Raw genomic sequence first — 15,076 nt, forward strand, 5'->3', positions numbered from 1 at the left:
AAAATCTGGAGACAACAGCATGAAACGTATCGCAAGCAGTGCCTTGTGCACGGCCCTACTCTGTGTCAGCAGCACCACCCTGGCCGCCACCAACCTGGTCATTGCCACCGTCAACAACGGCCACATGATCGAAATGCAGAAGATGAGCAAGTTCTTCGAGCAGGCCAATCCCGATATCAAACTCAAATGGGTAACCCTGGAAGAAGGCGTGCTGCGCCAGCGCATGACCACCGACATTGCCACCAAGGGCGGCCAGTTCGACGTGATGACCATCGGCATGTACGAAGCGCCGATCTGGGCCAAAAAGGACTGGCTGATTCCGCTCAAGGCCGACGCCGCTTACGATATCGACGACCTGCTGCCATCGATCCGCGACGGCCTGTCGGTGGGCGGCAAACTGTACGCATCGCCGTTCTACGGCGAAAGCTCGATGATCATGTACCGCAGCGACCTGGTCAAAAAAGCCGGCATGAGCATCGACGACCGCCCGACCTGGGCCCACATCCGCGCCGTGGCCGCCAAGATCCACGACCCCGCCAACGGCGTGTACGGCATCTGCCTGCGCGGCAAACCGGGCTGGGGCGACAACATGGCGCTGATCACCACCATCGCCAACTCCTTCGGCGGCCAACTGTTCGACATGAAATGGCAGCCGCAGTTCACCAGCAAGCCGTGGAAAGACGCCGTCACCACCTACGTCGACCTGCTCAAGAACTACGGCCCGCCGGGCTCGTCTTCGAACAGCTTCAATGAAATTTTGGCGCTGTACAACGAAGGCAAGTGCGGCATCTGGATCGACGCCACCATTGCCGCCTCCTTCATCACCGATCCGAAGCAGAGCAAAGTGGCCGACAAGGTCGCCTTCGCGCAGTCGCCAATCGCCACCACCGAGCGCGGCGCCAACTGGCTGTGGGCCTGGTCGCTGGCCATTCCACGCAGCTCCAAGCAGCCCGAGGCGGCGCAAAAATTCATCAACTGGGCCACCTCGAAGGAGTACATCAAACTGGTCGCCAAGGAGTCCGGCTGGGCCAGCGTGCCGACCGGCACCCGCAAGTCGACTTATGCCGCGCCCGAGTTCGTCAAGGTCGCCAAATTCGCCGCCGCCGAAGGCACGGCGATTGCCAGCAGCCGTCCGAACCAGAGCACCCTGCCGCCCTCGCCCTACGTCGGCGTGCAGTACGCCGCGATACCCGAATTCCAGACCATTGGGGTCGCGGCCGGGCAGCAGATGAGCGCGGCTCTTCTGGGCAAGGTCACGGTCGAGCAGGCGTTGGCGGTCAGCCAGCAGGCAGCCGAGCGCGAGATGCGCAAGGGCGGCTACTACAAGTAGTTCATTCCACACCTGCGTTTTCAATCGCCGCTGCGCATGCGCGCAAGCGGCGTTCCTTTGTCGCACCTGGGAACTTTATGACACGACTTCTTCCTCGGACTTTACTGACACCGGCGGTGCTTTCCATCGCCATCATTTCCATCGTCCCGCTGCTGATCACCCTGTACTACTCGTTCATCCGCTACAGCATGCTCGCTCCCGGCGAACATGACTTCAACGGCTTCGACAACTTCATCTTTTTCTTCACCGACGGCGCCTTCCTGCCGGCGCTGAAAAACACCTTCGTGCTGATGTTTTCCGTCATGGCGATCACCGTCGTGCTGGGCATTGCGCTCGGGCTGCTGATCAACGACGCCTTCCCGGGCCGCGCCATCGTGCGCGTGCTGCTCATTTCCCCATTTTTGGTCATGCCTGCGGTGAACGCGCTGATGTGGAAGAACATGCTGCTCAATCCCATCTACGGCCTGTTCGCGCACGTCAGCATCTTCTTCGGCGCCACGCCCATCGACTGGCTGTCGCAGTACCCGCTGCTGTCGATCGTGATGATGGTCTCCTGGCAGTGGCTCCCTTTCGCCTGCCTGATCTTCATGACGGCGCTGCAGTCGATGGACAAGGAACAGCTGGAAGCGGCCGGCATGGACGGCGCCAACTACCTGCAGCAGCTGCGCTACCTGTACCTGCCGCACCTGGGACGCGCAGTGTCGGTGGTGCTGATGATCGAAATGATCTTCCTGCTGTCGGTATTCGCCGAGATCTTCACCACCACCGGCGGCGGCCCGGGCTTCGAGACCACCACCATCACCTTCATGATCTATCAGCAGGCCTTGCAGTCCTACGACATCGGCGCGGCGTCGGCCGGCGCCCTGTTCGCGGTGCTGCTGGCGAACATCGCCGCCTTCTTCCTGATGCGCTCAATCGGCAAGAACCTGGCGAAATAAGGAGACATCGATGACCAACAAACTCGCACTGCACACCCGCACGGCGGCCGCCTGGTTCTTCGCGCTGCTGCTGTTCTTCCCGATCTTCTGGCTGGCCCTGATGGCCTTCAAGACCGAGGGCCAGGCCATCGCCACGCCGCCGCTGCTGTTTTTCGAGCCGACCCTGCAAAGCTTCCAGGAAGTGATGGCGCGCGACCACTACGCCGGCTACGCCTTCAATTCGCTCATCACCAGCGTGCTCTCGACCGTGTTGGGGCTGGCGATCGCGATTCCGGCGGCGTATTCGATGGCGTTCTTCCCGACCGGCGGCACGGTCGGCCTGCTCAAGTTCATCCTCAGTTCGCGCTACATGCCGGGCGTGGGCGCGCTGATGCCGATCTACGTCTGCTTCCAGTACGCCGGCCTGCTCGACACGCGCGTCGGCATGACCCTCATGTTCATGCTCATGAACCTGCCGATCATGATCTGGCTGCTCTACACCAGCCTGCGCGAGCTCCCGCGCGACATCCTGGAAGCGGCGCGCATGGACGGCGCCACCGTCTTCCACGAGTTCCGCTACATCGTGCTGCCGCTGTCGGTGGGCGGCATCGCCTCGACCGCGCTGGTGTGCATGGTGTGGGCCTGGAACGAGTCGTTCTGGTCGCTCAACCTGGGCGCCTCGAACGCCGGCACCCTGGCGTGGCTGATCGCCTCCTACTCCAGTCCCGAAGGGCTGTTCTGGGCCAAGCTGTCGGCCGCATCGCTGATGGCGATCGCACCGATCATGGCGCTGGGCTGGTTCTGCCAGAAGCAGCTGGTGCAAGGCATGACATTCGGCGCAGTCAAATAGAACAACAATAGGACATCAAGATCATGGCTTACCTCCAACTGAACAACATCGAAAAATTCTTCGGCGGCCACCACGCCATCAAGGGCATCGACCTTGAGATTGAAAAGGGCGAATTCGTCGTCTTCGTCGGTCCGTCCGGCTGCGGCAAGTCGACCCTGCTGCGCCTCATCGCCGGCCTGGAACCGATCGACAAAGGCAGCCTGCACCTGGATGGGCGCGATATCACGGCCCTGCCCTCGTCCAAACGCGACCTGGCGATGGTGTTCCAGTCGTACGCGCTGTACCCGCACATGACGGTCTTCCAGAACATGTCGTTCGCGCTGAAACTGGCCGGCGTGCCGCCCGCCGAGATCCGCACCAAGGTGGACAAGGCCGCCGCCATTCTCAACCTCGGCGACTACCTCGAACGCAAACCGAAGGAGCTCTCCGGCGGCCAGCGCCAGCGCGTCGCCATCGGCCGCGCCATCGTGCGCGACCCCAAGGTGTTCCTGTTCGACGAACCGCTGTCGAACCTGGACGCGGCCCTGCGCGTGCAGACCCGCATCGAAATCGCCAAGCTGCACCGCGAACTGGGCGCCACCACCATTTACGTCACCCATGATCAAGTCGAGGCCATGACACTGGCCGACCGCGTGGTGGTGCTGCGCGATGGCCAGATCGAGCAGCATGGCTCGCCGCTGTTCCTGTACGACAGCCCGGCCAACCGTTTCGTGGCGCAGTTCATCGGCACCCCGAGCATGAACGTGGTGCCGGCGGCGCTCTTGCCGCGGCTGGCCGCGCTGTCGGGCGGCCTCGCCCCGAGCGACGGCTTTGTCGGCATCCGCCCCGAGCATGTGCACGTGCTCGATCAAGCGCAGCCAGGCAGCCTGCCCGCCACCGTCGACATGGTCGAGTCGCTCGGCGTCGAAACCCTGGTCTACGCGCGCCTGGAGAACAACGTGCAGGTGGTCGCGCGCGGCAGCGAGCGGATCGCCCTGCAACCCGGTGCGCGCACCCACCTGGCGTTCGAACGCGGCTTCGTGCACCACTTCGACAAATCGGGTTCCACGTGCGGCATGCATCCGCAGGGAGCACGATGATGGCGATCGCATTGAACAAGGCCGCGCTCGACCATCTGCCAGGGCATGTACCGGGACCCGGCTACGAGCGCAGCGCGCCCGCGCGCAGCATCGTGCACATTGGCGTCGGCGGATTTTTCCGCTCGCACCAGGCGTTGTATCTGGACGACCTGTTGCGCCTGCCCGGCCACGCCGAGTGGGGTTATTGCGGCGTGGGCCTGCTGCCGATTGATGCGGCCATGCGCGACGCCATGCTGGCCCAGGACTGCCTGTATACCCTGGTCGAGCGCAGCGCGCAGGGCGATACGGCACGCGTGGTCGGCGCCCTGCTGGAATTTTTGTACGCGCCGGACGACCCGCAGGCAGTGCTGGAAAAGCTGGCCGACCCCGGCACCCGCATCGTCTCGCTCACCATCACCGAGGGCGGCTACTACGTCAACCAGGGCGACGGCAGCTTCGATGCCGGCCATCCCGACATCGTGCACGACCTGGCGCATCCGCACGCGCCGCGCTGCTGCTTCGGCTACCTGGCCGAGGCGCTGGCGCGGCGGCGCGAACGCGGACTGGCGCCGTTCACCGTCATGTCTTGCGATAACCTGCAAAGCAATGGCGACATCACCCGCGCGATGCTGCTGGCCTTCACACAGCTGCGCGATCCGGCGTTGAGCGCATGGCTGGCCGGGCACTGCGCCTTCCCGAACAGCATGGTCGACCGCATCACGCCCGCCACCACCGGCGAACACCGCCAGCTGGTGCGCGACCAATTCGGGCTGATCGACGCCTGGCCCGTGATGGCCGAACCGTTCAAAAGCTGGGTGATCGAAGACCATTTTCCGGGCGGGCGCCCGGCCTGGGAACTGGTCGGCGCGCACATGACCGACGATGTGCTTCCCTACGAAAAGATGAAGCTGCGCCTGCTCAACGCCGGCCACCAGTCGCTGTGCTACATCGGCATGCTGCTCGGTTACGAGTATGCGCACGAAGCGATGGCGGATGCCGACATTCGCCAGCTGTTTGCCAGCATGATGGACATCGAGGTCACGCCGCTGCTGCCGGCGGTGGACGGCATCGACCTCACCGACTACAAGCGCACCCTGATCGAGCGCTTCGCCAATCCGGCCATCGGCGACCAGCTTTTGCGGATCGGCACCGATGGTTCGGCGCGCATGCCCAAGTTCGTGCTGCCCTCGGTGCGCGACCAGCTCGAACGCGGCGGGCCCATCGCCCTGCTCAGCTTCACCGTGGCGTGCTGGTTCCGCTACCTGAGCGGCAGCGACGACCAGGGCCGCCCGCTGACCTTGATCGACCCGCTGTCCGCGCAGTTGCGCGAGCTGGCCCTGCGCGGCGGCGCCAATCCGGGCGCACTGCTGTCGCTGCGCGAACTGTTCGGCGAGTTAAGCGAGGCGCCGCGCTTCGTCGACGCGGTGGCCGATGCGCTGGCGCGCCTGTACCAAGATGGTGCGCGTGCCGCGCTGGCCCACTTGCTCGCCAGCGTAAAGTGAACGACCATGGGGATGAAAAACGGGGACAACATGACATGACCACTTTGCCTCAACTACGCCACGTGGAACCGCAGCGCTTCCAGCTCAAGCCGCCCGAGCTGGAGCGCGAAAACTACGACGGCATCGTCCACTACATCGAGCACGGCTATCCCAGCCCGCGCGTGCGCTGGCACTGTCACGACGAGTACGAGCTGCACCTGATCGTCTCGACCAGCGGCAAGCTGTTCGTGGGCGACTACATCGGCGAATTCTCGCCCGGCCATCTGGTGCTGACCGGGCCGCGCCTGCCGCATAACTGGATATCGAGCAGCGTGCCGGACGAAGGCGTTTTGCTGCGCGACATGATCCTGCAGTTCGCCCACGAGCCGCTGGAGCAAGCTTCCCGGCTGATCCCGGAACTGCGCGAATTGCTGCCCCTGCTGGAGCGCTCCATTTATGGCATTGAATTCCTCGACATCGGCGCCGAGGCCGAACAGGATTTTCTGCGGATTCGCGCAAGCGCTGGCGCCGAGCGTTTCGGCTATTTTGTGAACTTCATGTGCCGGCTGGCGCGCAACAACAAATACCGGCTGCTCTCGAGCGCCACCATGCGTTCGTATGACGACGAGGGCACCCTGGCCAAGGTCAACGCGGTGCTCAGCTACATCACCGACAACTACCGCGACCCGATCTCGGCCGAGGCGGTGGCGGATCAACTCGGCATGTCGCTGAGTAAATTCTCCCGATTCTTCCGCAAGACCACCGGCAACAGCTTTACCGACTTCGTCACCCGCCTGCGCGTCAACAAGGCGTGCCAGTTGCTGATGAACACCGACCACTACGTCACCAATGTCTGCTACGACGTCGGCTTCCAGAACGTGGCCAATTTCAACCGCCGCTTCCTGCAGATCAAGGGCGTCACGCCCAAGGAGTTCCGGCGCCAGGCGGGCGGGCGTTTCGGCGCCAGCGCCGCCAGGGAGGCGGAAGGCTAGCCAGCCGGATGCTGGTAACGGTACTCCTGCGTGCGCCCGCCGTAGCCGTACGCCGCTGCGCGCACGTCATCGACGTAGATGTAGCTCTCCTCGTGCAGCTCGCCGAGCAGCGCGCCGAAGCCCGCGAACACCTCGGCGATATAGGCCGCCTTTTCATCCTTGGTGTTGGTCTCGTCGGTCACCTTCACGTCCACGTAGACGCTGTGCTTGCCTTGCGCACTGAGCGACTCGCCAGCGACGATCCAGCAATCCGGATCAACAAAGTCGATGGCGATGGAAATGAGCTCCGGCTTCTTTCTCAGGATGCCAACGGTCTTGTGCTGCACCAGGTCGGCAATCCGCTTGACCATGGCGGGGGATTTCACGGCACTGACTTTGACATTGATGATAGGCATCTGAATCTCCATTGGTTAGCTATGCAACTACTTGGGTAAAAAAAATCAGCCCACTGCCGCGCGCGCCTCTTTGAGCGAGCCGACGATGACGGAAAACTGTTCCGGTTCCAGAATCTGCTTCAGGCGTGCGGTCACTGCCCCGCTTGCCGCGTTGAGGTCGTCATGCATGGCCAGCGCAGCCGATTCCGGAAACACCGCGCATTCACGCCCGTCGCCGCCGGTGGCGCGGCGGTCGATCAGCGCCAGCTTCTGCAAGCCGTCGAGCGAACGCGTGGCGGTCGGGCGGCTAATCACCAGCTCCCTGGCCAGTTCGCTTTGCAGCAAGCCCGGCCGCGACAGCACCGCGCGCAGCATGAACGCCTGCGATGGCGTGAGCCCGAACGGCTTGAAGGCGCGCGTCCACTCACGCTCGAGAACCCGGGCCAGCGCAGTGGTGTTGAAATAGAGGCAGTGATCAAACATGCATCCACTGTAGTCGAGAATAGTTCGCTATGCAACCAGTTTATGGAATTGTTTCACGTGAAGCATTTTAGGGCTGCGACTGGAAAAAATTGAGGATCAAGGCATTCACCTGTCCGGCTGCTTCCAGCTGTAGCCAGTGCCCCGCTTTCTCGATGCGTTCGTACCGGAAGCTGTCGCCGACATACTTTTCCGAGCCGCGCATCTGCGCTTCGGTCAAGGCAACATCGCCCGAGCTCCACACGCCCAGCACCGGCACCTTGACGGTCGGCCAGGTACTGGCGTTGAACATTTTCAGGTTGGCGCGGTAATAGTTCAGGGCGGCGGTCAGGCGGCCGGGACGGTCCAGATGGGCGCGCCATTCCTCGAACTGGGCTGGCGTGCTGGCCAGGCCGCGCAGCGAGTGCCAGTCGAAGGCCTTGAGCATCGACTCGGCGATACCGCGCAGCTGGAATACCAGAACGTAATAGCCTTTAAGAAGTTGCAACGGCCCACCCTCGGTGTAGGCCGCCGGGTGCCCGACCGACAGCGCCACGAAGCGCTCCACCCGCTCCGGCGCATGCATGCACACGTTCCAGCCGACCACCGAACCCCAGTCGTGGCCGACCAGCAGTACGCGCTCGATGCCGAGCGCATCGAGCAGGGCCACCACGTCGGCCCGCAGCGCATCCATGGCATAGGCGTCTTCGGTGCCGGGCGCTTCGGTCTGGCCATAGCCACGCAGGTCGGGCGCGATGACGCGATAGCCGGCGGCCACCAGCGCCTTAATCTGCAAGTGCCACACCGCATGCGTATCGGGAAAGCCATGCAGCAAGAGCACGGCCGGCCCCTCGCCTTCGGTCACGACGTGCATCGCAATACCGTTGACGGTGAGTAGTTGTTCCATCGTACCTCCGCAAAAAATGGGATAAAAAAAAGGCCGGGTCATGCGACCCGGCCTCCAATGGTGCATTTTAAGCAATCATACGGATTTTTTACGAACACCGGAGGCCGCCAGCGCCGCGCCGATTTCGCCCACGATGCCGCGCCGGAACAGCAGCACGCACAGGATGAAAATCAGCCCGGTCACCATGCCGACCGATTCGCCCAGGGTGTTGAACCATTCCACGCCGGTGTGGGTCGCCAGGAAGGTGCCGATATCGCCCAGTTTGTTTTCCAGCGTGATGATGATGAAGGCGCCGATGATCGGCCCCGACAAGGTGCCCATGCCGCCCACCAGGGTCATCAGGATCACCAGGCCCGACATGGTCCAGTGCACATCGGTCAGCGTCTCGAAGCCCAGCACCAGCGTCTTGGTGGCGCCGGCCAGCCCGGTCAGCGCCGCCGACAGTACAAAGGCCAGCAGCTTGTACTTGTCGACGTCGTAGCCAAGCGAAATGGCGCGCGGCTCGTTTTCCTTGATCGCCTTGAGCACCTGCCCGAAGGGCGAATGCACGGTGCGCACGATGACGGCAAAGCCCGCCACAGCAATGGCCAGCACCACGAAGTACAGGGTCAGGTCGTTGCTCAGGTCGATCACGCCGAACAGCTTGCCACGTGGAACGCCCTGCAAGCCATCCTCGCCGTGCGTGAACGGTGCGCGCAGGGCGGCGAAGTACACCATTTGCGCCAGCGCCAGGGTAATCATGGAAAAGTAGATGCCCTGGCGGCGAATTGCCACCATGCCCATGACCAGGCCGACCAGCGCGCTGGCCGCCACCCCGAGCACGATGCCCAGTTCGGTCGGCAAGCCGAGCACGGTCAGCGCGTGGCCGGTCACGTAGCCGGCCGCACCGAAGAAAGCGGCATGGCCGAAGGATAGCAGGCCCGTATAACCGATCAGCAAGTTGAAGGCGCAGGCGAACAGCCCGAAGCACAGCAACTTCATCAGGAACACGGGATAGCCGACAAAAGGCGCCGCCAGCGCAATCACCAGCGCGACGCCGTAAGCGATGTTCTTGTTCATCAATGGCTCCAGTTCTCGGTTACTTGTTTACTTCTCTTTGCCGAACAAGCCGGCGGGACGGAGCAGCAGCACGATGACCATGACCACGAACACCACCACTTCCGATCCTTCCGGATAGAAGACGCGGGTCAGGCCCTCGATCACGCCAAGACCGAGGCCGGTGAGGATAGAGCCCATGATCGAGCCCATGCCCCCGATCACCACAACGGCGAACACGACGATGATCAGGTTCGAGCCCATCAGTGGCGTGACGTTGACGATCGGCGCCGCCAGCACCCCGGCAAAGCCGGCCAGGGCCACGCCGAAGCCGTAGGTGAGCGTGACCATCAGCGGCACGTTGATGCCGAAGGCTTCGACCAGTTTCGGGTTTTCGGTCCCGGCCCGCAGGTAGGCGCCGAGCTTGGTCTTTTCGATCACGAACCAGGTTGCCAGGCACACTGTTAAGGAGGCGAATACCACCCACAGGCGGTAGTTGGGCAATTCCATGAAGCCGAGGTCGGTGCGGCCCTGGAGCAGTTCCGGCACGCCGACCGACTGGCCGGAGTTGCCGAAGAAGGAGCGAAACACGCCTTCGAGCAGCAAGGTGATGCCGAAGGTCAGCAGCAAGCCGTACAGGTGGTCGAGCTTGTAGAGCCAGCGCAGCATCGATTTTTCGATGATGATGCCGAACACGCCGACCAGCAAGGGCGCCAGCGCCAGCATGGTCCAGTAGCTCAGGCCGAAGGTGGTGACGCCGATGTAGGCGGCAAAAGCGCCCATCATGTACAGGGCGCCGTGGGAAAAGTTGATGACATTAAGCAGGCCGAAGATGACGGCCAGGCCAAGCGAGAGCATGGCGTAGAAGGAGCCGTTGACCAGGCCAAGCAGGAGCTGGCTGACCATCGCCTGCAGGGGAACGCCGAATATTTCCATGGCATCTCAGTTCATAAAGTGGGACCGGGTGGCCGGGGGACGATGAGCGGCAGCGAATGCAAAACGAGAGCAACCGCCCTCACCCCGTCGTTCCCGCGCAGGCGGGAATCCATAGCACAGTAGCTTAGCGGACGTGCCATGGGTTCCCGCCGAGTGCCGCCTTGGCGCGGGAACGACGGGGGATATACGAATGTGACCTACCTTACTTCCACAACGCGCACTTGGTTTCCGCCTTGGTCGTATACGCCTGCGCGCCAGGAATGGTCGCGATGACCTTGTAGTAATCCCACGGATACTTCGATTCGGCCTGCTTCTTCACTTCCATCAGGTACATATCGTGCACCATGCGGCCGTCCGGACGGATTTCGCCGCCCTTGGTGAACATGTCGTTGATCTTGGTCTTCTTCAACTGCGCCATGACTTTTTCACTGTCGTCGGTCCCGAGCGCCTTGACCGTGTTCAGGTAAGTGGTCGCGGCCGAGTAATCGGCAGCTTGCAGCATCGACGGCGACTTCTTCATCTTGGCGAAATAGCGCTTCGACCAGGCCCGGCTTTCCGGGCTCTGATCCCAGTACCAGCCATCGGTCAGGTACATGCCCTGGGTCATGTTCAAACCCAGGGTGTGGATATCGTTGATGAACACCAGCAAACCGGCCAGCTTCATCGACTTGCCGACGCCAAACTCGTTGGCCGCCTTGACCGCGTTGATCATGTCGCCGCCGGCATTGGCCAGGCCCAGGATCTGCGCCTTCGAGCCCTGCGCCTTCAACAAGAACGACGAGAAATCCGAGGCCGACAGCGGGTGCTTGGAAGTACCGGCCACCGTGCCGCCAGCGGCCTTGACCACGTCGGTCGTGTCTTTTTCGAGCGACTGGCCGAAGGCGTAATCGGCGGTGAGGAAATACCAGGACTTGCCGCCCTGCTTCACAATCGCGCCGCCTGTTCCACGTGCCAACGCTACCGTATCGTAGGCGTAATGCACGGTGAACGGCGAGCATTCTTCATTGGTCAGGCGGGCAGTGCCGGCGCCGATCGAGATGAAGACTTTTTTCTTTTCGGCGGCAATCTTGGCCATGGCCAGGTTGGCGCCCGAATTGGTGCCGCCGATCAGCATGTCGACACCCTGCTGGTCGAACCATTCGCGCGCCTTGCTGGCGGCGATGTCGGCCTTGTTCTGGTGGTCGGCGAACACGAACTCGATTTTCTTGCCGTTGATGTTGCCGCCCAGGTCAGCGATCGCCATCTTGACCGCTTCCGCGCCACCGGCGCCATCGACGTCGGCGTACACGCCGGAGACGTCGGTCAGCATGCCGATCTTGATGGTGTCGTTCGAAATTTGCGCGTGCACTGGCAAGGCGAATCCGAGGCAGGCGGCGCTGGCTGCTAAAGCAATGATGTTACGTTTCATATTGTCTCCATTTAGGGTATTGGTATGGTCTTGCTTTGGGCTGTCGCTATCCTGCTATACGCCCAACAGTTCAGTCAGAACCGGCATCTTGGCGCTCAGTTCCGACGAAGCAAAGGTTTCCACGATCTGGCCGTGCTCCACCACGTAAAACCGGTCCGCCAACGGTGCGGCGAAGCGGAAATTCTGTTCCACCATGACGATGGTGTAGCCCTTGGCCTTGAGCGTGGTAATCATGCGCGCCAGGCCTTGCACAATCACCGGCGCCAAGCCTTCGGAAATTTCATCGAGCAGCAAGAGGCGCGCGCCGGTGCGCAAAATGCGCGCCACCGCCAGCATCTGCTGCTCGCCACCGGACAGGCGCGTGCCCTGGCTGTTTTTTCGTTCCAGCAAATTCGGAAACATTTCGTAGATCTCGGCTACCGACATGCCGGCGTCGGCGCCAGCCAGTTGCGGCGGCAGCATGAGATTTTCTTCGGTCGAGAGCGACGAAAAAATGCCGCGCTCTTCCGGGCAATAGCCGATGCCCAGGTGGGCGATCTTGTGCGTCGGCATGCCGATCGACTCGACTCCGTTGACCTTGATCGAGCCGGTCCGTGCGCCGGTAAGACCCATGATCGCGCGCAATGTCGTGGTGCGGCCGGCGCCGTTGCGGCCCAGCAGGGTCACGACTTCGCCCTTCTCGACCCGCAGATTGACGTTGTGGAGGATGTGCGATTCGCCGTACCAGGCTTGCAAATGCGAAATTTCGAGCGCGGCGGTCATCAATGCGCTCCTTCCAGCTCGGTGCTGGTGGTGCCCATATAGGCTTCCATCACCTGCGCGTTGGTCGAGACTTCGGCGTAGCTGCCCTCGGCCAGCAAGGCGCCGCGCTGCAAGACGGTAATCTTGTCGCAGATGCCGGACACCACGTTCATATTGTGTTCCACCATCAGGATGGTGCGGCCGGCCGATACTTTTTTGATCAGCTCGGTGACCCGGTGCACATCTTCATGGCCCATGCCCTGGGTCGGCTCGTCCAGCAACATCAGCTCGGGTTTCATGGCCAGGGTGGTGGCGATTTCGAGCGCGCGCTTGCGCCCGTAAGGCATGTCGACCGTGACGGTATCGGCGAACTCGGTCAGGTCGACCTCGGCCAGCAATTCCATGGCGCGGTCGTCCAAGCGCGAGAGCGATTTTTCGCTGCGCCAGAAATGGAAGGAGGTGCCCAGCTCGCGCTGCAGGCCGATCCGCACATTCTGCAACACCGTCAGGTGCGGAAACACGGCCGAAATCTGGAACGAGCGGATGATGCCCATGCGGGCGATCTGGGCCGGGCGCGCATCGGTGATATCTTTTCCGTTGAACAAAATCTTGCCCGAAGTGGGCACCAGGAATTTGGTCAGCAGATTGAAACAGGTGGTCTTGCCGGCGCCGTTGGGACCGATCAGCGCGTGGATGTGTCCACGCTGGACGGCAAGGTTAACATCATTGACCGCAGTAAAGCCTTTGAACTCTTTGGTCAGGGCTCTTGTTTCCAATATGACATCTGTCATTGTGTCTCCGGTTTATTTTCATACCGCTTTGAAAACTTTTTTGTTCGACTATACACAGATTGGATTTTGCTCACAATACAGTATAACTACCATGCCGCCAGCTCTGATGCCTATCAGGCAAGCGACATGGAAGTGCAACTTTGCGGCAGTTGTGAGGTCTTGCTAAGGTGCCGGCTTGGCCGCCTGCACGATCAGCTCGGCCGCCCGTTCCGCGATCATGATGGTCGGGCTGTTGGTATTGCCGGACGTGATCAAGAGCATCACCGAGGCATCGACCACGCGCAGTTTTTGCACGCCGTTCACGCGCAGTTCGCTATCGACCACCGCCATCGGATCCCCTACCCGGCCCATCTTGCAAGTGCCGACGGGGTGGAAAATCGTGGTGCCGATCTGGCCGGCGGCGTCGGCCAGCTCTTGTTCCGTCTGGAACGAGATGCCCGGCTTGAATTCCTGCGGCGCAAAGCGCGCCAGGGCTGGCGCGGCCACGATCTTGCGCGTCAGGGTGAGCGCCGCCGCCGCAGTTTTGCGGTCTTGCTCCGTGCTCAGGTAATTCGGCGTGATTTTCGGCGCGGCGTAGGAATCGGCGGAGGCGATGCGCACATGCCCGCGCGAGCTCGGGCGCAAGTCACACACGCTGGCCGTGAACGCAGGAAACGGATGCAAGGGGTCGCCGAATTTCTCCAGCGACAAAGGCTGTACGTGGTACTGCAAATTCGGGGTGGCCTGGCCGGGATCGGAGCGGGCAAAGGCGCCCAGTTGCGACGGCGCCATCGACATCGGCCCGCTCTGGAACATCGCGTATTCCATGCCGATTTTCATCTTGCCGAACCAGCTCGCCGCCGTGGTGTTCAAGGTGCGCGCATTGCTGACTTTGAAGATCATACGCAGCTGCAAATGATCCTGCAAGTTATCCCCAACCCCTGGCGAATCGACCTGCACCGTCACGCCGGCGTCGCGCAGCACGGCCGCCGGGCCGATCCCGGACAGTTGCAAGATCTGCGGTGAAGCGACCGCGCCGGCGGTCAGCACCGTTTCCAGGACGGCGGTGGCGCTAAATGCCGTGCCGCCGCCGGAAAATTGAACGCCGCGGCAGACTTTGCCATGTTCGGTATCTTCAATGATCAACCGTTCCACGTGACAACCGGTCATGATGGTCAGATTCGGGCGTTTGGCGGCCGGCTTGAGGAAGGCTTTAGCAGTATTCCAGCGGATGCCGCGCTTCTGGTTGACGTCGAAATAGTTGCAACCGTCGTTGTCGCCGCCGTTGAAATCGTCAATCTTGCGGATGCCGGTCTGTTCGGCGGCATCGCGAAATGCATCGAGCAATTCCCAGGACAGGCGCTGCTTTTCGACGCGCCACTCGCCGCCGCTGCCGTGCAGTTCGCTGGCGCCGCCATGGTAATCCTCGCTCTTTTTGAATAGTGGCAATACCTTGTCCCAGGCCCAGCCGGGGTCGCCGGTCAGTTCGGCCCAGCGCTCGTAATCCTGGGACTGGCCGCGCATGTAGATCATGCCGTTGATCGAGGAGCTGCCGCCGAGGACTTTTCCACGCGGGTAGATCAGCGAGCGGCCGTTCAGGCCGGCATCCGGTTCGGTTTTGTACAGCCAGTCGGTGCGCGGATTGCCGATGCAGTGCAAATAGCCGACCGGAATGTGGATCCAGACGTAGTCGTCGCGCCCGCCCGCTTCGATCAGCAGCACGTTGATATCGCGGCGCCGGGTCAGGCGGTTGGCCAGTACGCAGCCGGCGGTGCCGCCGCCGATGATGATGTAGTCGTATTCTCCTGCCGATTCCAA

General features: G+C 62.2%; 15 protein-coding genes. 6 read left to right on the top strand and 9 right to left on the bottom strand.

Features of this window, described 5'->3' with window-relative positions; all coding sequences use genetic code 11:
* Positions 1-19 precede the first annotated feature (19 nt).
* From F1609_RS19245 to F1609_RS19270, 6 genes are all read left to right on the top strand, one after another.
* Positions 20-1,330, top strand: a complete 1,311-nt coding sequence (locus F1609_RS19245; protein ID WP_167078124.1) for an ABC transporter substrate-binding protein — start codon at positions 20-22, stop codon at positions 1,328-1,330.
* A 77-nt stretch (positions 1,331-1,407) separates the two neighbouring features.
* The gene (locus tag F1609_RS19250; protein ID WP_167078126.1) at positions 1,408-2,268 is read left to right on the top strand and encodes a carbohydrate ABC transporter permease; all 861 of its coding nucleotides are present in this window, start codon (positions 1,408-1,410) and stop codon (positions 2,266-2,268) included.
* A 10-nt stretch (positions 2,269-2,278) separates the two neighbouring features.
* Positions 2,279-3,097, top strand: coding sequence for a carbohydrate ABC transporter permease (locus F1609_RS19255; protein WP_167078127.1), 819 nt, complete (start codon positions 2,279-2,281; stop codon positions 3,095-3,097).
* 23 nt (positions 3,098-3,120) lie between these two features.
* Positions 3,121-4,176 carry an ABC transporter ATP-binding protein gene (locus F1609_RS19260; RefSeq protein WP_167078129.1) on the top strand — a complete coding sequence of 352 codons (1,056 nt, stop codon included), beginning with the start codon at positions 3,121-3,123 and terminating at the stop codon, positions 4,174-4,176.
* On the top strand, positions 4,173-5,657 hold the full coding sequence (locus F1609_RS19265) for a mannitol dehydrogenase family protein (protein WP_167078131.1): 1,485 nt from the start codon (positions 4,173-4,175) through the stop codon (positions 5,655-5,657). Before F1609_RS19260 ends, F1609_RS19265 begins: the two co-directional genes overlap by 4 nt.
* A 35-nt stretch (positions 5,658-5,692) precedes the next feature.
* Positions 5,693-6,628, top strand: a complete 936-nt coding sequence (locus tag F1609_RS19270) for a helix-turn-helix domain-containing protein (RefSeq protein ID WP_167078133.1) — start codon at positions 5,693-5,695, stop codon at positions 6,626-6,628.
* Here the strand turns inward: F1609_RS19270 and F1609_RS19275 are convergent.
* From F1609_RS19275 to F1609_RS19315, 9 genes are all read right to left on the bottom strand, one after another.
* Positions 6,625-7,023 (bottom strand): tautomerase family protein, encoded by a 399-nt coding sequence (locus tag F1609_RS19275; protein ID WP_167078135.1) that lies wholly within the window; start codon positions 7,021-7,023, stop codon positions 6,625-6,627. The genes F1609_RS19270 and F1609_RS19275 overlap by 4 nt on opposite strands.
* 45 nt (positions 7,024-7,068) lie before the next feature.
* Entirely contained in the window at positions 7,069-7,485 is a 417-nt protein-coding gene (locus tag F1609_RS19280; RefSeq protein WP_167078137.1) for a MarR family winged helix-turn-helix transcriptional regulator, read from the bottom strand.
* 67 nt (positions 7,486-7,552) lie between these two features.
* Entirely contained in the window at positions 7,553-8,368 is an 816-nt protein-coding gene (locus F1609_RS19285) for an alpha/beta fold hydrolase (protein WP_167078139.1), read from the bottom strand.
* A 75-nt stretch (positions 8,369-8,443) separates the two neighbouring features.
* Positions 8,444-9,427 (bottom strand): branched-chain amino acid ABC transporter permease, encoded by a 984-nt coding sequence (locus F1609_RS19290; protein ID WP_167078141.1) that lies wholly within the window; start codon positions 9,425-9,427, stop codon positions 8,444-8,446.
* A 27-nt stretch (positions 9,428-9,454) separates the two neighbouring features.
* On the bottom strand, positions 9,455-10,339 hold the full coding sequence (locus F1609_RS19295) for a branched-chain amino acid ABC transporter permease (protein ID WP_167078143.1): 885 nt from the start codon (positions 10,337-10,339) through the stop codon (positions 9,455-9,457).
* Positions 10,340-10,541: 202 nt separating this feature from the next.
* Positions 10,542-11,747: an ABC transporter substrate-binding protein gene (locus F1609_RS19300; RefSeq protein ID WP_167078145.1), complete on the bottom strand. Its 1,206-nt coding sequence runs from the start codon at positions 11,745-11,747 to the stop codon at positions 10,542-10,544.
* A gap of 54 nt (positions 11,748-11,801) precedes the next feature.
* On the bottom strand, positions 11,802-12,509 hold the full coding sequence (locus F1609_RS19305) for an ABC transporter ATP-binding protein (RefSeq protein ID WP_167078147.1): 708 nt from the start codon (positions 12,507-12,509) through the stop codon (positions 11,802-11,804).
* Positions 12,509-13,279, bottom strand: a complete 771-nt coding sequence (locus tag F1609_RS19310) for an ABC transporter ATP-binding protein (protein WP_167078149.1) — start codon at positions 13,277-13,279, stop codon at positions 12,509-12,511. Before F1609_RS19310 ends, F1609_RS19305 begins: the two co-directional genes overlap by 1 nt.
* A gap of 162 nt (positions 13,280-13,441) precedes the next feature.
* Positions 13,442-15,076 (bottom strand): GMC family oxidoreductase, encoded by a 1,635-nt coding sequence (locus tag F1609_RS19315; RefSeq protein ID WP_167078150.1) that lies wholly within the window; start codon positions 15,074-15,076, stop codon positions 13,442-13,444.

Origin of the sequence: Massilia aquatica, from assembly GCF_011682045.1 — a bacterium.
GTDB classification, from domain to species: domain Bacteria; phylum Pseudomonadota; class Gammaproteobacteria; order Burkholderiales; family Burkholderiaceae_D; genus Telluria_A; species Telluria_A aquatica.